We start from the raw sequence: 20,583 nt of genomic DNA, 5'->3' as shown, positions 1-20,583 counted from the left end.
GGAAAGTCTATTCAGATTTTAAGGAAGACATGGTGGCTAACTTAGGTGATGAAGAAATTGATGCTGTTAATGCGGCAGTCCTTTCTGGAAAACTGCTACAGATGGCAAATGGTGCAGTATACGATAGTGAGAACAAAGCACACATCATTCATGATAAAAAGCTAGATGCCCTCGAAGATTTAATTGAAGGAGCTAATGGCAAGCCTGTTCTTGTAGCCTATTGGTTCAAGCATGATTTAGAAAGAATAAACAATAGATTCCCCGTCAGGCAAATAAAAACATCAAAGGATATTGAGGATTGGAATAATGGCAGTATCCCGATTGCAGTGATTCATCCAGCAAGTGCGGGTCATGGGCTGAATCTTCAAAGCGGTGGTTCTACCCTCATATGGTTTGGGCTGACTTGGTCGTTGGAGTTATATCAGCAAACCAATGCCCGGCTCTACAGACAAGGTCAAAACAAGACGGTTGTTATTCACCACATCATTGCCAAAGACACTATTGATGAAGATGTCATCTTGGCACTTACAAGAAAAGAAAAAACACAAGCCGCCTTAATTAATGCTGTAAAAGCAAAGCTGGAGGTGGTGCGATGAGTGATGCTTATCAAAACTTAGCCAATGCCATCATTTTAATGGCTGTTAAAGATTATCGGACAGCCTTAAAGAAACTAAGAAAGCGTCCAAAGTATGGACCGGCACAAGATATGAAAAACGAGGTGGAGAGGTTCTTCCGCTCTGATTGGTATAGAGAACTTACCTCTGTTGATGGAGAAATCCTAATCAAAAAGCTACAAGCGGAGGTGAGCGAACAATGAAAGCAAAAGAATATTTACACCAAGCCTACAGGTTAGATAAACGGATACAGTCAAATCTTGAGGAAATGGAACGCTTATGGGAGCTGTCCACTAGCGTTTCATCCCCTAGTTGGGGCGAGAGGATACAAACAACACGTCACACAGATGCTTTGTTTATTAGATATCTTGAAAGAATTGAAGAATTACAAGAGAAGATTAACAATGAGGTGGATCATCTTGTAGCCCTTAAAGCGGAGATTAGAGATGTGATTAATCAAGTCACTGATATCGATGAACGCATGGTTTTACGCTACCGTTATGTTCATAACTTTACCTGGGAGCAAATTGGTGATGAGCTGAATGCGGATAAGAGTACCATTCGTAGGTGGCATGGAAATGCTCTGAACCACGTTGTTTTACCTGAGAATCCAATCATTATTCAAAAGTTGAACAACAATGAGCACTTTTAAGCAGAGATAAGCACCTTGCTGATGTGATACATTATAATCAGCAAGATAGAATACTTACCAAGCCTTGTGGGCCATGCCCTGCAGGGCTTTTTCTATGCCCAGAAAGCGAGGTGAAACGATGCCAAGGAAACCTAAGCGACCTTGCAGCAGTCCAGGCTGTCCCAACTTAACGGATGGTCAGTACTGTGAAGAGCATCGAGTCGTAGAGCGTAGACGCTATGACAAGTACCAGCGCTCAAAGGATATCAACAAGAAGTATGGCAGAGCCTGGAAAAGGATCCGTGATCGCTATGCCCAGGAACATCCCTTGTGTGAGAAGTGTAAAGAGAATGGTCGGCTTACTCCTGCCGATGAAATCCACCACATCCTTCCGATTTCTCAAGGTGGTACGCATGATAGAAACAATTTGATGTCTTTATGTAAGTCCTGTCACAACAAGATTCATTTAGATCTTGGAGATAGACGGATTAGAGACTAACCCAAGGGGCGGGTCAAATCTCTAGACCTTTTATAGCGGACAACGGCCTGGGGTCTTGTGTGGAAAAATCAGAAATCAAAGGGGGTATTAAAGACTTTTAGGAAAGTGGGGTGAAAAAATGGCAAAGGACGGTACAGCAAGAGGTGGTCAGCGTGTTGGTGCAGGAAGAAAATCAAAAGCTTTAACAGATAAAATTGCTGATGGCAGATTAAATGGTGCCATGGTACTTCCAGAGCCAACAGAAATGGAAGGAGCCGATGTTCCGGCTGTTAAGGATTATCTGAAGGCTGCTCAGAAAAATGGTAAAGACCTCTGTGCAGAAGATATTTATATAGAAACTTACAGATGGCTAAAAGACCGTAGCTGCGAAATGTTAGTAAACAACCAGCTTATCGAGCAGTATGCCATGAGCGTCTCTCGTTGGATTCAGTGCGAGGAGTGTATTTCAGAATATGGATTTCTTGCAAAGCACCCAACTACATCAGCTGCCATCGCATCACCTTATGTTGCTATGAGCCGTGAATACATGAAGCAGGTCAATCAGTGTTGGTATCAAATCTACCAGATTGTAAAAGAAAACTGCTCTGTTGAGTTTGGTGGAAGAAGTCCGCAAGACGATTTAATGGAGCGGTTATTATCTGCTCGGAAAGGAAAATAAAAGTGAAAAAATATAGAACGTGTGAAAGTGTATGTAAAGGTCACCCTGATAAGTTATGTGACCTTATATCAGATAGCATTTTAGATGCGTGTTTAAGAAAAGATAAATCCTCACGTGTGGCTTGTGAGGTAATGGCAACCAAAGGACACATCATAGTTGCCGGTGAAATAACCTGTTCAAAGAAGATTGATATTAGACGAGTGGTTCGGAACGTCCTAACGGAAGTAGGCTACAATCCGAGAAAATTTCTGGTCTTTGTCTATGTGCATCAACAAAGTAAAGATATCGCCGGCGGTGTAGATAGGGCCTTGGAATCCCGTGAGGGAGATACTTCGTGGTATTCCATGTTAGGAGCTGGTGACCAAGGTACAGTTTATGGCTATGCCACCAATGAAACCAGTGAGAAGTTACCTCTCCCCTTAGTCTTATCCCATGCTATCTGCGAAAAGCTGGATAAGGTGATGAAGAATGGCGTGATTAAAGATATTGGTCCAGATGGTAAGGCACAAGTAACGGTGGAATATGAAGATGATAAACCAAAACGAATCAAGGCAATTGTTGTCTCTGTTCAACATGGTGCAAATAAAGATTTAGATGTTTTAAGAAATGAAGTCATCTCTCAGGTGCTTTGGCCTGTCTTTGAAAAATATCACTTTGATGATGAAACAGAAATTCTCATCAATCCAAGTGGGAGATTTGTAGAGGGTGGACCCGCTGCAGATACAGGTCTAACGGGAAGAAAGATAATGGTAGATACTTACGGCGGTCTTGCTGCCCACGGTGGGGGTGCTTTCTCAGGAAAGGATCCAACAAAAGTAGATCGCAGTGGTGCCTATATGGCAAGAGCCATCGCAAAGAACATTGTTCACTGTGGATTTGCAGAACGCTGCCAGGTTGCTATTTCTTATGCCATTGGAAAAGCAGATCCAGTTGCTGTCGAGATTGATACCTTTGGAACAGGTAAGGTTGACGAGAATATTCTTAGCTCTGCTGTTTTGGATGTATTCAACCTTAGACCTGCAGCCATTATTGAGAAGTTAAGGTTGACGGATGTCATTTACGCAGATACAGCGACTTACGGTCATTTCAGATATGGATTAAATTCATGGGAGTTTTTGGACTACTACAAGGAATTAAGGGAGGCGGTAGATAGGTATGCTAATTGAAAAAAAGAATGTCAAAGACCTTCTCCCTGCTCAGTATAATCCTCGTAAAGATTTACAGCCTGGAGATGCAGAGTATGAAAAACTGAAACGCTCCATTGAGCAATTTGGATACGTAGAGCCGGTTATCTGGAATAAGGTGACCGGCCATGTTGTAGGTGGGCATCAAAGATTGAAGGTTCTCATTGATATGGGAATCTCCGAAGTTGAATGTGTCATCATCGAAATGGATGAGGAAAAAGAAAAGGCACTAAATATTGCCCTTAATAAAATCAGTGGTGATTGGGATAAGGATAAACTCGCTTTATTAATTGGTGATTTACAAGGTGTCGATTTTGATGTGTCACTAACTGGATTTGATCCTAAAGAACTGGATGATTTGTTTAAGGACACGCTGAAAGACGGTATTCATGATGACGACTTTGATGTGGAGGAAGAACTAAAAAAGCCTGCATTCAGTAAGCTTGGTGATATATGGACTCTTGGTAGACACAGGCTCATCTGTGGTGATTCAACCAAGAAGGAAACCTATGATTTACTCATGAATAAAAATAAGGCTAACTTGTGTGTGACAGATCCTCCCTACAATGTAAATTATGAAGGTACTGCAGGAAAGATAAAAAATGACCATATGGCAAACGATGCTTTTTATCAATTCCTTTTAGATGCCTTTATCAATATCGAAGAAGCACTAGCAGACGATGCCTCCATCTATGTATTCCATGCCGACACCGAGGGGTTTAACTTTAGAAAAGCCTTCTCGGATGCCGGTTTTTATTTGTCCGGTTGCTGTATATGGAAGAAGGATTCGCTTGTTCTGGGTCGTTCTCCCTATCAATGGCAACACGAACCAGTGCTGTTTGGATGGAAAAAGAAAGGTAAACATCAGTGGTATACAGGCAGAAAAGAAACTACTATCTGGGAGTTTGATAAGCCAAAGAGAAATGGTGACCATCCTACCATGAAGCCTGTTCCTCTTCTTGCCTATCCGATTTTAAATTCATCTATGAGTAATACCATCGTGCTTGATCCATTTGGAGGTAGTGGCAGTACCTTAATTGCCTGTGAGCAATCAGAACGAATCTGCTACACGGTGGAATTAGATGAGAAGTTCTGTGATGTCATTATTAAACGCTACATTGAGCAAGTAGGCACTTCCAAAGAAGTAAAAGTCCAAAGAGATGGACTTAGCTATGACTACGATGAATTGGAGGTAGCTGATGGATAAACTAAGCATTGGCAGTCTTTTTGACGGTTCAGGCGGTTTTCCTTTAGGCGGTTTAATCTCTGGTATTACCCCAATATGGGCATCGGAGATTGAACCGTTTCCTATTAGGGTGACCACCAAAAGACTGCCCTTTATAAAACATTATGGTGATATTTCTTGTATGGATGGCAGCAAGATAGAACCCGTGGATATTATTACTTTTGGCTCACCTTGTCAGGATTTATCCATAGCAGGTAAGCGTGATGGCCTGGATGGAAAACGTTCAAGTCTTTTTTATGAAGCCATTCGAATTGTAAAAGAAATGAGGTGTGCTACAGATGGCAAAAAACCAAGATATATTGTCTGGGAAAACGTACCTGGAGCCTTCTCATCAAACAAAGGAGAAGATTTCAGATGTGTCCTTGAAGGCATCTGCCACATCAAGGATGAAACCCTATCAGTTCCTAAAGCTGATAAGTGGAAACAAGCAGGAAGTATTATGGGAGATGATTTTTCCCTTGCCTGGAGAGTGCTTGATGCTCAATACTGGGGAGTTCCCCAACGAAGAAAACGAATCTTTCTTGTCGCAGATTTTACAGGTAGGGGTGCCGGAGAAATACTATTTAAGTCAGAAGGCTTGTCTGGGTATTCTAAGGAGAGCATCCACTCGTGGCAAGGAACTGCCAGAAACATTGCAGACAGCACTGGAGAGGCAGGCACAATCTGCCTAAATGACCAAGGTGGAAATCGTATGGATGTCACAGAGGATATTACTTGTACATTAAGGGCTAAATCAAATCATCCACCATGTGTGATGGACTCTGCTGTTTTCGATAATCATGGAAAGGACACTCGTTTTACTGGGCCGATTGATGTTGCACCAACTATTTCAGCCACTTATGGAACAGGTGGAAACAATCAGCCTTTTGTCGTTGAAAATCCTAAAACCTATGATGTGCGATTTACTTCAGAAGGAACAATCAATGCACGTTCAAATGTTTATGAGAGTGATACAGCCAGAACCATTGATACATCAGGAAATGCTCCTGATAGCAATCAAGGTGGTATTGCAGTGGTAGAGTCTTATGCCTTGCAAGGTTCTATGATAGGAAGAACGGACAAAAATGGACCACAAGGTGATGGTGTAAATGAAGAAGTGAGCTTCACTCTCAATACCGTAGATAAACACGCTGTTGTTTATGCCATTGACAGGGAGTCATTTAACTGTGGCAAAAATTATGCTAGAAACCTTGGCATTACTGAAGATGGGATTAACTCAACCTTGAATGCACAAGGACCGAGTGCAGTAGCAACTCCCACTTACTCAGCAAGTAAGAATTCTCACTTCACACAGGCTAATGAAGAACTGGCAAACACATTAGTGGCAACAGATTATAAAGACCCACCACTGATCAATGACAATGGCTGTGCAGACTATACGGTGAGAAGATTAACACCAACCGAATGTGCAAGACTGCAAGGTTTTCCAGACTGGTGGTGCAGTGATCTAGGAATAGATAATCCAACGATGAAAGACCTTCAAATGTGGTATGACATCTTTGAAATGTATCGTAAGGCAACGGGTAAATATGTAAAACCTAAGACCTTAAAGCAAATAAGTAAATGGCTTAGAAACCCACATTCAGATTCTGCGGAATATAAGATGTGGGGTAATGGTGTGGCTCTGCCGAATGTGTGTTTTGTGCTGTCAGGCATTGTTTGGTATACACAATTAGAGAGAATGACTTAGAACTTATTTCTGCACCCAATAAGCGATAAAAAGCTTGCTATATAAGTGTTTTAGAGTGATATATGTACATACCAAAACAAAGGAGGTTTTGTACATGGTCATTAAATACAATGTAACAGGAGCAGAAAGAAAAAGGCTGGTCACAGCTCTTAGTAATCTCACAGGATTTAAAGCTAAGTACCTTGGAATGCCTAGTATGGCTTATGAGGTAAGTGACTTTATCATCGACAAGAATGGAAATCTTGAACTTGGCAGCCAAGTAGACAGCGGAGAAATCGAACGTGTGGCAGCTCATTTAGCCAGCGAGGGATTTATTGCTGAGGAAGAGATAAGCGCCACTGAGGGCGAACAAATGGCAGACAGCGAGGCATTTAGCCTTACAATTTCCATGCCAAGGAGCAGTTTTGCTGAGAGGGCACTTGAAAACTTACAAGCACTTGTTGAGGCAAAAAGAGAACTTATCCGACATGCACTTAATGTAGAGAAGTTACCGATTGAAGTTTCTGAGGATGAGGTTTCATTTCCTTGGTTTGAAGAGTTACCAACCCCAGAAGAGATTAAAGCATATAACCACTTCATTTCTGCTCTATGCGACATGGCGATAAATCAGAAACGCATCACGGTAAAAGAGAAAGACATAGAGAATGAGAAATACGCATTCAGATGCTTTCTACTTCGCCTTGGCTTTATTGGCAAAGAATACAAAGAAGAGCGAAAAATACTGCTTAGAAACTTAACAGGTTCATCGGCATTTAAAGGAGGAACAAGAGATGAGAATAATCAGTAAAGAACAACTGGAAAACCTTCGGGAGAAGTACCCTGCAGGATGCCGAGTAGAACTCCTAAGAATGGATGATATTCAAGCGCCTAGGATTGGCACAAAAGGAACAGTTGTAGGAGTTGACGATATTGGTTCTATTATGGTGCGTTGGGATTCAGGCTCTAGCCTTTCAGTAGCTTTTGGTGAAGACCTGTGCAGGAGGATTGAGGATGACAAATGAGATAAAAGAACAGATTCTTGCCATTCGAGATTCTGGTGAAACCAATATGTTTGATGTACGAAAAGTACAGGAAATCGCTCTGAGGGAAGGATATGACGAGCTACTTATTTACCTTGCAGATAACGTTGAGGCCTATTCCCGATTCATTCTGACAGGCAAGGAGGAATAAAACCGTGTGGAAAGAAGGTAGCATTAAAGTTCATGACAGCATCATCTGTTACTGGGTAAAGTGCTATGAGGAAGTTTCAAAATTTGGCATTGACAATGGACGCATCTCAAAGCTGATGCTTAAGCGCAAGGGAGAGATCATTGCAAATTATGACCGTGGTTGGGACATTGAACCTGTGGATGAGGATGCAGAAATTGCGCTTGCAATCTTATTGCTAGAACACAACTAAATAGTAACAGAGGACAGTGCCAACATTGGCTCTGTTTCTCGTATAGAAAGTGTAATAAGGCTTGCTGGATGCAGGTCTATTTTTATGCTCATTTTGAAGGGAGGTGACCGCAATCAGGAAATTAAAGAAGTATAAGCCGACTCCTTTTATGGCGAAGGACTCCATTTATGATCAAGATGCTGCAGACTATGCGGTCAACTTTATTGAGTGCTTAAGCCATACCAAGGGAAAGTGGTCTGGAAAACCATTTGAACTCATTGATTGGCAAGAGCAAATTATTAGAGATTTGTTTGGAACGCTTAAGCCCAATGGCTATCGACAATTTAATACAGCCTATATTGAGATTCCAAAGAAAATGGGGAAATCAGAACTAGCAGCAGCTGTCGCATTACTGCTTACTTGTGGTGATGGCGAAGAAAGAGCCGAGGTTTATGGCTGTGCCGCTGACAGGCAACAAGCATCCATCGTATTTGAAGTAGCTGCTGATATGGTTCGTATGAGCCCAGCACTGAGTAAACGGGTTAAGATTCTGTCGGCAACAAAACGGATCGTTTTTCAACCTACCAATAGCTTTTATCAGGTGCTGTCAGCTGAAGCCTACTCAAAGCATGGCTTTAATATCCATGGGGTGGTCTTTGATGAGTTGCACACTCAGCCTAATAGAAAACTCTTTGATGTTATGACCAAGGGGTCTGGTGATGCTAGAACACAGCCACTGTATTTCTTGATTACAACAGCAGGAACCAATGGACAGTTTAGAACCCCAAGACATATCATCAAAATGATGGTGGAGCTGATGCAACCAACTCCAACAGATATTATTGTTGACCCTGCAGCAGGCTCAGCCGGTTTCTTAGTAGAGGCAGGCGAATACCTTAAAAGAAACAATGAAGATTTGTTTGCCATAAAAGAATTAAAAGACCACTATAACAACGATATGTTTTTTGGTAACGATATGGACAGAACCATGCTTCGTATTGGTGCCATGAACATGATGCTTCATGGTGTTGAAAAACCAAATATTGAATATAGAGATTCTTTATCGGAAAAGAACATTGATGATGAAAAATATACATTAGTTCTTGCCAATCCACCTTTTAAAGGCTCACTTGATCATGAAAGTGTGGCTGCAGATTTACTTAAAATCACTAAAACGAAAAAAACAGAACTCCTTTTTTTAGCATTATTCCTTAGAACGCTTAAAAAAGGTGGTCGCTGTGCGTCTATTGTGCCAGATGGTGTCCTTTTTGGTAGTTCTAATGCTCATAAATCCATTCGAAAAGAAATCGTTGAAAACCATCATTTACATGGCATTATTTCCATGCCAAGTGGTGTCTTCAAACCATATGCAGGGGTTTCAACTGCTATCATGATATTTACAAAGACAGGTGCAGGTGGCACAGATAATGTGTGGTTTTATGATATGCATGCAGATGGGTTGTCACTGGATGATAAGCGTCAACCAGTCGACAGTAATGATATTCCTGATATTATCAGCCGTTATCATAATCTAGAGAATGAAAAGAACAGAAAACGAACTGAAAAGTCGTTCTATGTTACAAAAAAAGAAATTAAAGACAATGGATATGACCTCTCAATCAACAAGTACAAAGAAGTTGAATATGACAGGGTAGAATATGAAAAACCTTCAGTAATAATGAACAGAATTGATGAAATTGATAGTGAAATTGATAATTTAAAAGCAGAATTGAAGACGCTGCTAAATTTAGATTTGTAGGGATGATTATGAGAGAAGACAGGATTGAATTACAAGAAATATGCGAGCTAAATATGGGACAATCACCCAACTCTAGTAGTTATAATGAAGACAAAGAAGGACTACCTTTCTTTCAGGGAAATGCTGACTTTGGTGAGTTATATCCAAAAGTTAGAAAGTGGTGTACGGAACCTAAAAAAGTAGTTGAAGGAGATTCATTACTGATTTCTGTAAGAGCACCAATAGGTGCACTTAATTTTTCTACTGAAAAGTGCTGTATTGGTAGGGGTCTAGCTGGAATAACCATAAAAGAAAATGTTAACCTCAAATTTGTATATTATAACTTGAAATATAGGACTGAAGAACTTCAAAATAAAGGTACAGGAAGTACATTTAAAGCAATCAATAAAGGGACTTTAGCAGAAACAAAGATTAAGAATCTATCGTATCAAGAACAAATAAAATGTGTTGAGATCCTTGATAGAATTAATGCTATAGTAAACTACAAAAAAGAAGAGTTAGAACTATTTGATAACCTCATCAAATCCCGATTTATAGGGCTGTCACGCCCTACAGCATATACCCAATTATATCACATTCCACTCTCAAAAGTCAATGAGCGGTTTTGAGCCGTGATGCAAACGGCTCAGTGGTAAATAACTACTATAATGACAACAGCCGCACAGTAAATCAGACCAACAATAGTCCGAAAGCACTGTCACGGCTGGAGATTTATAGGCAGACGAGGAATGCGGTGGATATTTAAAAGTTAGTGCAGAAATCGAAATCCCATAATAACGACACCAAGCACCACAAGAATAATACCTGTAGCACGATTTAATGTTTTTGGCTTTGCCTTATTTGCAAATACTGCCGCAATTCTTGCCCATATCAGCGTAAACACAATGCACAATACCCATGTCAGAATATCCGGTGTTCCGCCAATTGTAAAATGCGATACAGCACCCGTCAATGCGGTAAAAGTCATAATAAATACACTTGTGCCTACAGCGGTTTTTAATTCACATCCCATAACGCTGGTCAGAATCAGAAGCATCATCATTCCGCCCCCTGCACCAACAAATCCGCAAATAAAACCAATAATAATTCCACAGATAATGGACTGTATAGCACGTTTTTTCGCTGATGTTTCCGCCATAGATTCTTTAGTGTTCATAACAGGACGAACAATAAATTTTATTCCAAGCAGAAACGTCATAAATACCGAGAAACCGCCCATTGTTGCGGATGGCAGAGTACTTGCCACATAGCTTCCGACAACTGTAAAAACAAGCACACTTGCCATCATAATTAATCCGTTTTTAATGTCCAGATTCTTATTTTTATGATAAGTATAGGCGGAAACTGCACTTGCCAACACATCAGAAGAAAGTGCAATACCGACTGCCATATAAGGGTCAATACCTAAAAAAGTAATCAACATCGGACTGATAACGGCGGCAGCACTCATTCCTGCAAATCCTGTTCCAAGTCCTGCACCCATACCTGCAAAAAATGTAACCAGAATAGTCATTATTGTTTCCATTATTCTTTTTCCTCCAAAATTTCATCTGAATTTTTACTGATAACCTGCATAACTTCTTCAAAAGCTTTCCTCATATTATCATCAATATGGACAAACAGCTTTTCAAAAAACATTTTTTGCAATTGCTGACCTCGTTCTATGATTGGTTTGGCTTTCTTTGTACACAGTAATTCTGTTTTACGCCTGTCACCTTCTACAGCCTGTCTTGTCAAATAGCCTTCCTGAACCAGACGTTCAACATTTACCGATACCAGATTTGCTTTGATATGGCGTATCTCTACAATATCTCTTGCATTTTTGTATTTCGGATTATTTCCAAGAAACATCAGAATATCAAATGCAGTTTGCGACAAACCCAGTTCTTTACAAAGTGGCTTACACACTTTACTGTATGCAAGTGAAATTTTTCTGGGGATTTCAATACTGAAGTTCATATGTCCTCCTGTTCTTTTTTGAATAGTTCAATTTTGAAGTATTATATCATATTATCATCTTTTTGTCAATGAAAAGCAGGTGAAATTTTGTTCTACACTTTAATTCTTGAAAACGAAGCAGGTCAAAAAATCGGCCTGTCCAAAACTGCAAACCGATATATGTTCTCCAAAATCAAAGGACTTGATCCGCCAACAGGAACAATCAGCACTTCAAATTATGCAGGAATGAACGGCAGCTATCTGAATAACGCATTCATCGAAAAGCGGAACATCGTCATTACCTTTCAGATGCGTGGCTTTGATGTGGAACTTCGCAGGCATGAACTATATCGTGTGGTCAAGCCGTCACGCTACATCAAGATATACTACTCCACAAAAAATATTTCTGTGTATGCTGAGGGTATTGTGGAAACCTGCGAGGTGGAGAATTTTGAAAAGCTGACCAATGGGCAGATTTCCATTCTCTGTCCCGATATTTACTGGTACTCCACTGAAACGCAGATTGCAGAATATTCCCGTGTCAGAGGTGCATTTCATTTTGTCTGTCCTGACAATGATGAGCCTTTTCCGATTGGTGCATATAATACGCAGGATATGATGACCATCAATAACAGCGGTGATGAGGTCGGATTCACCCTTGAAATCAGCGGAGGACCTGCGAAAAATCCGACTATTTACAACGCTCTGACGGACGAATATATGCAGATTTCAGGCGATATTCAAAAGGGAGATGTTATCACCATAACTACAAAAACGGGCAACAAAACCGTTCTTCTGGAGCGTGAGGGCGTTGTGACCAACATCATCAACCGCCTTGTTTCCGGGTCAACCTGGCTGAATCTGAAAACGGGCGAAAACAAATTTTATGTGACGGCATCGGAGGGACTGAACCGCATCAAAGTTCGCCTGATACACCGAAATGCGTACTTAGGGGTGTGAAAATGCAGATTGAAATTTACAATATGACTGTCTTGAATGATAAACTGAATATTTCACTTGAGGCTGTCTGCGACAGTTTTTCTTCGCTTTTATGGGATATTGAATATTACAAATGCGGTGCTTTTGAAGTGTACATTGCTGCATCTCCCCGAAATATTGAAATTTTTCAGACTGGCAGAATTGTGGGACGTGATGATGACAGGGAACATTTCGGACTGATTGAATCCGTGGAACTTGAAACCGATGCAGAAGATGGAGATTATCTCATCATCAAGGGCAGATTTTTAATGTGCTTACTTGAACGCAGAATCATCTATCCCACATTAAATTTTACATCACAAACTTCCTACGGTGCAATCGTTCAGAAAGCTGTAGAAAACAACGCTTTAGCAAGCGGAAACAGGCTGATTCCGGGCTTGAAACTTGGAAAAATTCAAGGTGCTTGCTGGGATACTGAAACCAAATTGCAGGTCAGTTATGATAATTTGATGGAATGGGTGTACACCATTTGCAAAAAAATCGGCGGAACGGCAAACATTCGTCTGAGTAAGATTGCAGAGGAACAGTATGAGATGATTTTTGACCTGTTGCAGGGCGAAGACAGAAGCATATTGCAGAAGGAAAATCCGCATATTGTGTTCTCCGACAGCTACAACAATCTGCTGTCTTTCACCTACTTTACAGACACTTCCGTCAAGAGAAATTTTGCCTATGTTCTTGGAAAGGGCGAGGGTGAACAGCGTAAAAGAACCACTTGTTTTACAAATTCTGAACCTGCCCTGCTTGACAGATATGAGGTGTATGTTGATGCAAAAGACATCTCGGACGAAGAACAGGAAAATGGCGAAACAAAACCATTATCTGAGGAAGAATATTCGGAACTTCTAAAAGAGAAAGGCAAGCAGAATCTTGTACCCACAAAAACAAAATCAGAATCACAGATCGCAGTGCAGTCCACACAGTTTCAATACGGTGTGGACTATTTTGTTGGCGATTTTGTCACCGTAGAACATCATAGGTTTGGAATCAGACAGAATAAAATACAGCTTGTCGGAATGATCGAGAGCTTTGACCACAACGGCAGAAATTTAACACCGACATTTAAGGAGGCTTAACATGGCATTTTCATTCGGATTTTTCAATTCTAAAAATCTTGACAGAACATATACTGCTGAGAATTTCAACGACTATCTCGGCAGTATTATCTGTGACGGAATTCAGGACAACTTCGGGCAGTGTTTCAAACTGTCTGTAAACAAGTTGAAGCTGACGATAGGCAGCGGAAAGGCTTGGATTCAGGGGCATTATTTCATTTCGGATACGGCATACACCTATGATTTATCTCGCTATGTGGACGAATCCCTGCCGAGATATATGGCGGTTGGAATTTGTTGCAACACTTCTGAAAACGTCCGTAATGTCAGCTTTGAAATTCTCGCCGGAACACCTGCCACCAATCCTGCAATACCGAGATTTCAGAATACAGATTACAAGAAATATCTCACCCTTTGCATTATCAGACTTGATGCAGGCACATTAGAACTCAGCATTACAGATTACAGAGAAAACAATAATTTCTGCGGATATGTCCGCTGTATTCTTGGCAAATGCAAGGTTACAGATATGCTTTCACAACTTGCAGAAATTCAGACGCAGATAAAAGATTACAACATCACAGTCGGTCAGCTGACAACAAAGATAAACGAGTTAACGCTGAAAATTGATGAGATGACAGGCGATGTGGTTTCTATCGGAAAATGCGGTCAAAGCGTGGATTTTGTACTTTATTCGGACGGCAGACTGCTCCTCAAAGGCACAGGGGCAACATTCGATTATTCTACCGACAGCAATCCGTCACCGTTTCAGAATAATTCCAATATCAAGTCAGTTATTGTTTCAGAGGGCGTGACAGGCATTGGTGAACGACTTTTTCAGTATTGTGATAACTTAAAAACAGTATCACTTCCGACAACGCTTACAGCAATCAAAAAGGCTGCATTTCTGCCGCATATTGATGGATATATTTATCATCAGAGTCTTAATGGCTTAACGGAACTGAAGATTCCGGAACGTGTCACGGAACTTGGCGTAAACGCATTTGCAGGAACGGCAATCAAGTCCGTAACCGTTCCGTCCTCTGTGGTAACCGTAGGTGCAATGGCATTCAGTGAGTGTCAGTATCTTGAAACGGTGAGATATGGCGGCAAAGTCATTAGTGACAGAATGTTTGTACGATGCACAAAACTAAAAAACCTTACGCTTACCCGAAACGTCAAGGAAATTGTGGGCGGCTGTTTCAATTACTGTGAATCTTTGACCACAATCACTTATGAGGGTTCTCTTGCTGATTGGAACGCTGTGAAGAAAAATACAAACTGGGACAGCCATGCAGTTGATATTGAATCTCCGCTTTCAAAAATCCAGTGCCTTGATGGATACATGGAATATGTCACAAGCACGAAAACATGGAAAGAGACTAACTATATGAAGTCAATAGAAAAAACAAAATAATCTAAATAAAATTAAAGTTAAAAAATTGCACGACAAAAAGAAGTAGAGAAATCTACTGAAATAAAAATTGAATTATTGGCTATTTTTGAGGATAAAATTGCAAGTTATTGGTCAGTAAGTGGTGAATGACTCTGATTAATTTTTTAGCAACATGAGAGTTAGCAACATAATGATGTTTACCTTCGGATTTTTTCTTTTGATAGTATTCTTTAAAAGTTGGATCTCTCATAGCAACTAATCTAGCAGCTTCAAGAATAGCCCACCTGAGATAAGAAGAGCCACGTTTAACCATCTTCATGCCTGTGGCGACAAACCGTCCTGATTCGTATGTAGAAGGTTCTAGACCGGCAAAAGCTAAAAGCTTGGATGGAGAATCAAAACGATTTATATCACCAATCTCAGCAAGGATTACAGAAGCAAGACCGTAAGAAATACCAGGAATAGTAAGAATAGGACTTTGAATTTCATCCATAATGCTTTTAATCTCATTATCAATCTTATTGATTTCATTAGAATAAACTTCTATGAAAGATAAAGTTTGAGAAAGTTCAAATGAGATAGCTCGGCTGTCGGTTCCTATTGATTTAGCAGCAGTTTCTTTTATAAGTATTGCTTTTTCCTTGCGATATTTTCCTTTAGAGTGCTTGATTAGAAGGTTTGTAAGTTTAGTAAGATGTGCAGAAGTAATGGCCTGTTTAGAAGGAAATGCTTTAAGTAGTTCATAAGTAGATTTTTGATTTAATGAATAAACGACCGAAGCAAGCTCAGGAAACATGATATCAAGAATTCTATGAAGAGAAATTTTGTATTTAGCAAGATTGTCTTTAATCCGGGATTTATGTCTAGTAAGTGACTTAAGCTCACGAAGATGGTATGATACATCTGAGTGGGGTTTAAAGTTACCTGACTGCAGCATAAGCGCAATGAGTTTGGCATCAATCTTGTCTGTTTTACTTTTTCTAAGCGTATGAGCTTTTCTGAAAAGGTTTGTCTGAAGCGGATTAAGAACAATCAGCGGGAACTGGTTATCGATGATGAATCTCATAAGGTTAAGGCTGTAGTGACCAGTAGCTTCAAGTCCCACTTTAATTTTATCTTTAGATACATTAGGGATGGCTTCTAATAAAGTATTGAATCCATTGAGAGTATTAGGGATGGTGAAAACATCCTTGATGACTTCACCGTCAGAATTAACGATAAAGCAGTCGTGCTTATCTTTGGCAACATCAATGCCAATATAAATCATAAAATCACATCCTTTTTAAAAAGTTGGCTGTGGTTCCACATGGTTCTATGTTATGTATCCTTGCCCTAGATCAAACGTCAAAGCGTTATCTAACTTATCAACAAAAAAACATAGATATGTGGTTGGAGCCTCAAAGAAACAGTCAAGCTGTAGGTGATGAAACCAATCCACAACACTATGTTAATTATATCGTATAAGAAAGGATAATGACCGTAACTTGACTACGAGTTCATTATACAAGGTGAAGGAATGATGCTGAAATTTCTTGTAAAGGGACAGAAAATTGAGATTCTGGAACGTGAAGTGATTGCCTCCGACCAGATTGCATTTGTAACACTGAAATTTGTATTTGACGGTGACTGGAAGAAGTTTCACAAGGTGGTGCAGTTTACCCAATGTGATGAAACATACAACCGTGTGCTCTGCACTGACGGACTGTCCTGTTTGCTGCCTGCGGAGCTTCATGCAGGTGCGGTAAAGCTATCCGTATTCGGATATGACGCTGACAATACACGTGGAGACTGTTGTACTGCTGGAAAGAAAATAGATTTATAAGCTCTTGAAAATAGCGTGTTTACAGTGTTTTCAGGGGTTTATTTATTTTTTGATGGAGAGTAAAGTGATAGATTTTGGGTGTGTTTTAAGTGAAAAAGGTTTTGATGATGAAATGAGCTCACCCATGGAAATAAAGTTTTGCTTTAAGGGTTCAACCGTTTAGCAAAAGAAGTAGTTGTCGTTGGTCATATTTCGGGTTGAGATACATATCAATAATTTCCAATTGCTCATTGCTATTGTTCGTTTCTACGATTATAATATATAGTATACATTAATAAAAATTAAGAAGGTGGGTTCATGGATTATATCACAACTAAAGAAGCTGCTGAAAAATGGGGTTTAACCGAACGTCGAGTACAAGTCTTATGTAGGCAAGGGAAGATACCTGGTGTAGCCCGTCTTGGCTGGGCATGGGCCATACCTAAAGATGCACAGAAGCCAGAAGATGGTAGATACAATAGGAATACTGACAAAAAATAAGTAACGGAAGGTGAAGTAATATGGCGATGAAAAAGAGTGAGCTATACAGTAGATTATGGAAAAGTTGTGACCAATTAAGAGGTGGAATGGATGCCTCACAATATAAAGACTATATTCTGGTATTGCTGTTCATGAGATACGTGACAGATAAATACTACGGGAAAAGAGATGCACTCATCGAAGTGCCAGTAGGTGGGAGCTTTCATGATTTAGTGAAGCTAAAAGGCGACAAGGAAATTGGGGATAAAACTAACGTTGTCATCAGAAAAATGGCTGATGCTAACGACTTGGTAGGTGTCATTACAGTTGCTGATTTTAATGATGCGGACAAGCTTGGTAAAGGTAAAGAAATGGTTGATCGCCTTACCAACTTGGTGGCAATCTTTGAGGATCCTAAGCTTGATTTTGGTGGGAATGGTGCTGATGGAGACGATATTCTTGGAGATGCTTATGAATATCTAATGAAGCATTTCGCCACTGAATCGGGTAAAAGTAAAGGTCAATTCTATACCCCAGCTGAAGTATCTAGAATCATGGCTAAGGTTATTGGTATCGAGAAGGCTAAAAGTCAATCTCAGACCATATATGAGAGAATCATTCAGAGATTGATACAATTTAATGAACCTCAAACTTGCTGCGCTTAGGGGTATGCAAACTCAAAAAGGGTATGCAGTAGTTTAGTTAAGGTGGGGGAGGAATATATGGATAATGAATTTACTATAAAGATCTCAATACCGACTGATGACTATGGATACATTCTTTTGAAATGTTCCCATTGCGGAACTTTTTTTAAATCAACTCCCGACGATATTGAAGACGATAGAGTGTTAGAAATATATTGTCCAAGTTGTGGACTGACTAGTGATAACTACTTAACAGAAGAAGTAGTCGAATTAGCCATAGCAATGGCTCAAAATAAAACAATGGATTTGATATACGATGAATTTAAAAAGATGGAAAAAGAATTTAAAAAAGGACCTGTAACATTCAAAGCTGGTAAACGACCAAATCATGAGCATGAGAATCCAATCCGATCTGGAATTGAAGCTTTAGAAACTACAATATTTCCTTGCTGTAATCGGAAAGCAAGAGTCAAACCAATATTGAGAATAACCGGATGTTATTGTCCGTTTTGTGGGGTGAAAAACTATGAAGTTGAATAGAGCAGAATTAAGAAAAATTATATATGATTTTAACAGTATTTCTAATCGATTATTACAGGCAGATTTTGAAGATTATAACGCAGTTCTATCAAAATTTACTGCTTTTATAAAAAGCAATGATTTGATTTTTAGTTACATACAAAGCTGCGGTGAATGTGAGCAAGATTTAGAAAATGAAGTCAAGGAGGTTGCAGGATCATATGGAAGAGCAATCTTCTCCTTAGGCCATCTTGATGAAGAAGAAGTACGAAATGTTTTCTCTATTATTTGCTATATAGTAGACAATAATATCCAAATTCATTATGGAGTGGCAATGGGATATTCATCTTCAAGAAGTTTTCAAGATAAAGTCAAGGGTTTTAATGACCGGGTGGTAATGGTCTTAATACGCCATATAGAAAGATACTTAACTAAAATAGGGATCGAGATGGGAATTGATGAAAAAGTTACATATTCTATAGCAATTGAAAATGGGCAGGTTAATATAGCAAATGACAATTCTACTATTAATGCAACAAATACTGTCAATACAATTGATGTTGAAAAATTGAATGGGCTTATAGAAGATATTAAAGAAAATGCAAAAGGACTTTCGATAGAAGATGAGGAAACTCTCGTTAGTAGTTTAGAAGTAATTAAAGAAGAATCGAAGTCAGCAAATCCAAGAAAGGGCTTTATCAAAACAGCAATTAAAGGACTTCAGACTATAAAAGGCACTGTAGAATTTGCTGCTGCAACAGCTACACTGATTCAATTTATACAACCTATATTATAATTAATATAAAGGAGCTGAAAAATGTTAAAATGCATAAGTAACTACTTGAATTCCTCGTAAGACATATGGAATAGCGAATTTAGATGCACTTTGAAAAACGACGTGGAATTTAGGTTATAATTATCTCATTGAAGTATAGAGGCGCTCAACAGTCTTTCAAGTTCACGGAATGTATGATTTTACAAGGAGGCCAATAATGAATAATAAAGATAACAATCTTAAAGATGGAAATATGGACCACAGTAAGATGGATCACAGTAAGATGGATCACAGCAATATGGATCACGGCAAGATGAATCACAGCAATATGGATCAAGGAAAGATGGATCATAGTGCGATGGATCACAGTGAAATGGATCATGGTGCAATGGGAGGGCACGCCCACCACCATCATGGTAGTTTCAAGGAAATTTTCTTGAAATCACTCCCATTGGGAATTGCAATCTTATTTATTACTCCCTTGATGGATATTCAATGGCCTTTCCAAATCATCTTTCCTTATGCAGACGTTGTAGCAGCTGTCTTGGCAACAATTCTATACATTTATGGCGGAAAACCATTCTACATGGGTGCGAAAGATGAGTTTAATTCAAAAGCTCCAGGCATGATGTCCTTGATTACTTTGGGAATAACGGTTTCTTATGCCTATAGTGTTTACGCAGTGGCCGCTCGATATGTGACCGGAGAACATGTCATGGACTTCTTCTTTGAGTTTGCAACGTTACTTTTAATCATGTTATTAGGACACTGGATTGAAATGAAGGCATTGGGTGAAGCAGGGGATGCGCAAAAAGCTCTAGCAGAATTATTGCCAAAAGACGCTCATGTTGTTTTAGAAGATGATTCGATTGAAACTCGTCCTGTGTCTGAACTTCAGGTTGGAGATGTTATCCGTGTTCAAGCAGGAGAAAATGTTCCAGCTGATGGTATCATTATTCGCGGAGAATCCCGTGTAAACGAGGCCCTCTTAACAGGTGAATCTAAGCCAATCGAAAAGAATGTTAAAGATCAAGTCATTGGTGGATCAACAAATGGTAGTGGTGTCCTATATGTAGAAGTAACAGAAACAGGGGATAAGTCCTTTATCTCACAAGTACAAACATTAATTACTCAAGTTTCGCACACCCAAAACCCTGCTGACCTCCTGAAGTAACTAGGTAAGTCAGCATTAAATTGGCCATAAAGCTCCCTAATGTGCTCCTGATTTAGTCTAGCCCTGCTCATGACATATACAGCGAATAGGCTGACCAATAATTGAAGAGCAGCAGTGAATGTTATGTCTTGCAGCTCATCGCA

General features: G+C 39.7%; 24 protein-coding genes and 2 pseudogenes. 23 read left to right on the top strand and 3 right to left on the bottom strand.

Going from position 1 to position 20,583, the window contains the following annotated elements; all coding sequences use genetic code 11:
- The 14 genes from FH749_13990 to FH749_13925 form a co-directional block, all read left to right on the top strand.
- On the top strand, window positions 1-596 hold a 596-nt coding region (locus FH749_13990), incomplete at its 5' end, for a DEAD/DEAH box helicase (protein ID MTI96561.1).
- The gene (locus tag FH749_13985) at window positions 593-817 is read left to right on the top strand and encodes a hypothetical protein (protein MTI96560.1); all 225 of its coding nucleotides are present in this window, start codon (window positions 593-595) and stop codon (window positions 815-817) included. The genes FH749_13990 and FH749_13985, both read left to right, overlap by 4 nt.
- Entirely contained in the window at window positions 814-1,266 is a 453-nt protein-coding gene (locus tag FH749_13980; GenBank protein MTI96559.1) for a DUF1492 domain-containing protein, read from the top strand. The genes FH749_13985 and FH749_13980 overlap by 4 nt, the downstream gene beginning before the upstream one ends.
- 118 nt (window positions 1,267-1,384) lie before the next feature.
- Entirely contained in the window at window positions 1,385-1,744 is a 360-nt protein-coding gene (locus FH749_13975; GenBank protein MTI96558.1) for an HNH endonuclease, read from the top strand.
- Window positions 1,745-1,862: 118 nt separating this feature from the next.
- A complete protein-coding gene (locus tag FH749_13970) occupies window positions 1,863-2,402 on the top strand; it encodes a P27 family phage terminase small subunit (GenBank protein MTI96557.1) in 540 nt (179 codons plus the stop codon).
- Window positions 2,403-2,404: 2 nt separating this feature from the next.
- Entirely contained in the window at window positions 2,405-3,568 is a 1,164-nt protein-coding gene (locus FH749_13965) for a methionine adenosyltransferase (GenBank protein ID MTI96556.1), read from the top strand.
- A complete protein-coding gene (locus FH749_13960; GenBank protein ID MTI96555.1) occupies window positions 3,558-4,793 on the top strand; it encodes a DNA modification methylase in 1,236 nt (411 codons plus the stop codon). Before FH749_13965 ends, FH749_13960 begins: the two co-directional genes overlap by 11 nt.
- Window positions 4,783-6,522, top strand: a complete 1,740-nt coding sequence (gene dcm, locus FH749_13955; protein MTI96554.1) for a DNA (cytosine-5-)-methyltransferase — start codon at window positions 4,783-4,785, stop codon at window positions 6,520-6,522. The genes FH749_13960 and dcm overlap by 11 nt, the downstream gene beginning before the upstream one ends.
- Before the next feature lie 94 nt (window positions 6,523-6,616).
- Window positions 6,617-7,309: a virulence protein gene (locus FH749_13950; GenBank protein MTI96553.1), complete on the top strand. Its 693-nt coding sequence runs from the start codon at window positions 6,617-6,619 to the stop codon at window positions 7,307-7,309.
- Entirely contained in the window at window positions 7,293-7,523 is a 231-nt protein-coding gene (locus FH749_13945; GenBank protein MTI96552.1) for a DUF4314 domain-containing protein, read from the top strand. Before FH749_13950 ends, FH749_13945 begins: the two co-directional genes overlap by 17 nt.
- The gene (locus FH749_13940) at window positions 7,513-7,692 is read left to right on the top strand and encodes a DUF5049 domain-containing protein (protein ID MTI96551.1); all 180 of its coding nucleotides are present in this window, start codon (window positions 7,513-7,515) and stop codon (window positions 7,690-7,692) included. Before FH749_13945 ends, FH749_13940 begins: the two co-directional genes overlap by 11 nt.
- A 4-nt stretch (window positions 7,693-7,696) precedes the next feature.
- Window positions 7,697-7,921 (top strand): hypothetical protein, encoded by a 225-nt coding sequence (locus FH749_13935; GenBank protein MTI96550.1) that lies wholly within the window; start codon window positions 7,697-7,699, stop codon window positions 7,919-7,921.
- A 148-nt stretch (window positions 7,922-8,069) separates the two neighbouring features.
- Window positions 8,070-9,659 carry a hypothetical protein gene (locus FH749_13930; protein ID MTI96549.1) on the top strand — a complete coding sequence of 530 codons (1,590 nt, stop codon included), beginning with the start codon at window positions 8,070-8,072 and terminating at the stop codon, window positions 9,657-9,659.
- 2 nt (window positions 9,660-9,661) lie between these two features.
- Window positions 9,662-10,267, top strand: coding sequence for a hypothetical protein (locus FH749_13925; GenBank protein ID MTI96548.1), 606 nt, complete (start codon window positions 9,662-9,664; stop codon window positions 10,265-10,267).
- A 140-nt stretch (window positions 10,268-10,407) separates the two neighbouring features.
- On the opposite strand, the gene FH749_13920 is transcribed toward FH749_13925, so the two are convergent.
- Both FH749_13920 and FH749_13915 read right to left on the bottom strand, forming a co-directional pair.
- Complete coding sequence (locus FH749_13920; GenBank protein ID MTI96547.1) at window positions 10,408-11,184, bottom strand: sulfite exporter TauE/SafE family protein; 777 nt, start codon at window positions 11,182-11,184, stop codon at window positions 10,408-10,410.
- Window positions 11,184-11,618, bottom strand: coding sequence for a MarR family transcriptional regulator (locus FH749_13915; protein MTI96546.1), 435 nt, complete (start codon window positions 11,616-11,618; stop codon window positions 11,184-11,186). Before FH749_13915 ends, FH749_13920 begins: the two co-directional genes overlap by 1 nt.
- An 87-nt stretch (window positions 11,619-11,705) precedes the next feature.
- Here FH749_13915 and FH749_13910 point away from each other — a divergent pair, with 87 nt between their 5' ends.
- From FH749_13910 to FH749_13900, 3 genes are read left to right on the top strand one after another with little or no spacing between them, the layout of a single operon-like run.
- Window positions 11,706-12,557 carry a phage tail family protein gene (locus tag FH749_13910; GenBank protein MTI96545.1) on the top strand — a complete coding sequence of 284 codons (852 nt, stop codon included), beginning with the start codon at window positions 11,706-11,708 and terminating at the stop codon, window positions 12,555-12,557.
- Window positions 12,558-12,559: 2 nt separating this feature from the next.
- The gene (locus FH749_13905) at window positions 12,560-13,672 is read left to right on the top strand and encodes a hypothetical protein (GenBank protein MTI96544.1); all 1,113 of its coding nucleotides are present in this window, start codon (window positions 12,560-12,562) and stop codon (window positions 13,670-13,672) included.
- Between the two features lies 1 nt (window position 13,673).
- The gene (locus tag FH749_13900; GenBank protein ID MTI96543.1) at window positions 13,674-15,068 is read left to right on the top strand and encodes a leucine-rich repeat domain-containing protein; all 1,395 of its coding nucleotides are present in this window, start codon (window positions 13,674-13,676) and stop codon (window positions 15,066-15,068) included.
- 79 nt (window positions 15,069-15,147) lie between these two features.
- Here the strand turns inward: FH749_13900 and FH749_13895 are convergent, their stop codons facing one another.
- Window positions 15,148-16,314: an IS110 family transposase gene (locus FH749_13895; protein MTI96542.1), complete on the bottom strand. Its 1,167-nt coding sequence runs from the start codon at window positions 16,312-16,314 to the stop codon at window positions 15,148-15,150.
- Window positions 16,315-16,566: 252 nt separating this feature from the next.
- Between FH749_13895 and FH749_13890 the strand changes: the two are divergent.
- The 6 genes and pseudogenes from FH749_13890 (at window position 16,567) to FH749_13865 (ending at window position 20,401) form a co-directional block, all read left to right on the top strand.
- Window positions 16,567-16,815 (top strand): annotated as a pseudogene (locus FH749_13890) (hypothetical protein).
- A 351-nt stretch (window positions 16,816-17,166) separates the two neighbouring features.
- Window positions 17,167-17,349 carry a helix-turn-helix domain-containing protein gene (locus tag FH749_13885; GenBank protein ID MTI96541.1) on the top strand — a complete coding sequence of 61 codons (183 nt, stop codon included), beginning with the start codon at window positions 17,167-17,169 and terminating at the stop codon, window positions 17,347-17,349.
- Window positions 17,350-17,369: 20 nt separating this feature from the next.
- On the top strand, window positions 17,370-17,993 hold the full coding sequence (locus FH749_13880) for an SAM-dependent DNA methyltransferase (protein ID MTI96540.1): 624 nt from the start codon (window positions 17,370-17,372) through the stop codon (window positions 17,991-17,993).
- Window positions 17,994-18,050: 57 nt separating this feature from the next.
- The gene (locus FH749_13875; GenBank protein MTI96539.1) at window positions 18,051-18,512 is read left to right on the top strand and encodes a TFIIB-type zinc ribbon-containing protein; all 462 of its coding nucleotides are present in this window, start codon (window positions 18,051-18,053) and stop codon (window positions 18,510-18,512) included.
- A gap of 19 nt (window positions 18,513-18,531) precedes the next feature.
- Window positions 18,532-19,287, top strand: coding sequence for a hypothetical protein (locus FH749_13870; GenBank protein MTI96538.1), 756 nt, complete (start codon window positions 18,532-18,534; stop codon window positions 19,285-19,287).
- A gap of 196 nt (window positions 19,288-19,483) precedes the next feature.
- Window positions 19,484-20,401: pseudogene (locus tag FH749_13865) on the top strand (HAD-IC family P-type ATPase).
- Window positions 20,402-20,583: the final 182 nt, after the last annotated feature.

It is taken from the genome of Bacillota bacterium (assembly GCA_009711825.1).
GTDB lineage: Bacteria > Bacillota > Proteinivoracia > UBA4975 > VEMY01 > VEMY01.
Note: the sequence above shows the minus strand (reverse complement) of the source record. Positions and strands in the feature narration are given on the sequence as shown.

Excerpts from the sequence above, each read along its gene's own strand:
- FH749_13985 (MTI96560.1), top strand. The coding sequence starts at position 593 with ATGAGTGATGCTTATCAAAACTTAGCCAATGCCATCATTTTAATGGCT.
- FH749_13980 (MTI96559.1), top strand. The coding sequence starts at position 814 with ATGAAAGCAAAAGAATATTTACACCAAGCCTACAGGTTAGATAAACGG.
- FH749_13975 (MTI96558.1), top strand. The coding sequence starts at position 1,385 with ATGCCAAGGAAACCTAAGCGACCTTGCAGCAGTCCAGGCTGTCCCAAC.
- FH749_13970 (MTI96557.1), top strand. The coding sequence starts at position 1,863 with ATGGCAAAGGACGGTACAGCAAGAGGTGGTCAGCGTGTTGGTGCAGGA.
- FH749_13960 (MTI96555.1), top strand. The coding sequence starts at position 3,558 with ATGCTAATTGAAAAAAAGAATGTCAAAGACCTTCTCCCTGCTCAGTAT.
- FH749_13950 (MTI96553.1), top strand. The coding sequence starts at position 6,617 with ATGGTCATTAAATACAATGTAACAGGAGCAGAAAGAAAAAGGCTGGTC.
- FH749_13945 (MTI96552.1), top strand. The coding sequence starts at position 7,293 with ATGAGAATAATCAGTAAAGAACAACTGGAAAACCTTCGGGAGAAGTAC.
- FH749_13940 (MTI96551.1), top strand. The coding sequence starts at position 7,513 with ATGACAAATGAGATAAAAGAACAGATTCTTGCCATTCGAGATTCTGGT.
- FH749_13930 (MTI96549.1), top strand. The coding sequence starts at position 8,070 with ATGGCGAAGGACTCCATTTATGATCAAGATGCTGCAGACTATGCGGTC.
- FH749_13925 (MTI96548.1), top strand. The coding sequence starts at position 9,662 with ATGATTATGAGAGAAGACAGGATTGAATTACAAGAAATATGCGAGCTA.
- FH749_13920 (MTI96547.1), bottom strand. The coding sequence starts at position 11,184 with ATGGAAACAATAATGACTATTCTGGTTACATTTTTTGCAGGTATGGGT.
- FH749_13915 (MTI96546.1), bottom strand. The coding sequence starts at position 11,618 with ATGAACTTCAGTATTGAAATCCCCAGAAAAATTTCACTTGCATACAGT.
- FH749_13905 (MTI96544.1), top strand. The coding sequence starts at position 12,560 with ATGCAGATTGAAATTTACAATATGACTGTCTTGAATGATAAACTGAAT.
- FH749_13900 (MTI96543.1), top strand. The coding sequence starts at position 13,674 with ATGGCATTTTCATTCGGATTTTTCAATTCTAAAAATCTTGACAGAACA.
- FH749_13895 (MTI96542.1), bottom strand. The coding sequence starts at position 16,314 with ATGATTTATATTGGCATTGATGTTGCCAAAGATAAGCACGACTGCTTT.
- FH749_13885 (MTI96541.1), top strand. The coding sequence starts at position 17,167 with ATGGATTATATCACAACTAAAGAAGCTGCTGAAAAATGGGGTTTAACC.
- FH749_13880 (MTI96540.1), top strand. The coding sequence starts at position 17,370 with ATGGCGATGAAAAAGAGTGAGCTATACAGTAGATTATGGAAAAGTTGT.
- FH749_13875 (MTI96539.1), top strand. The coding sequence starts at position 18,051 with ATGGATAATGAATTTACTATAAAGATCTCAATACCGACTGATGACTAT.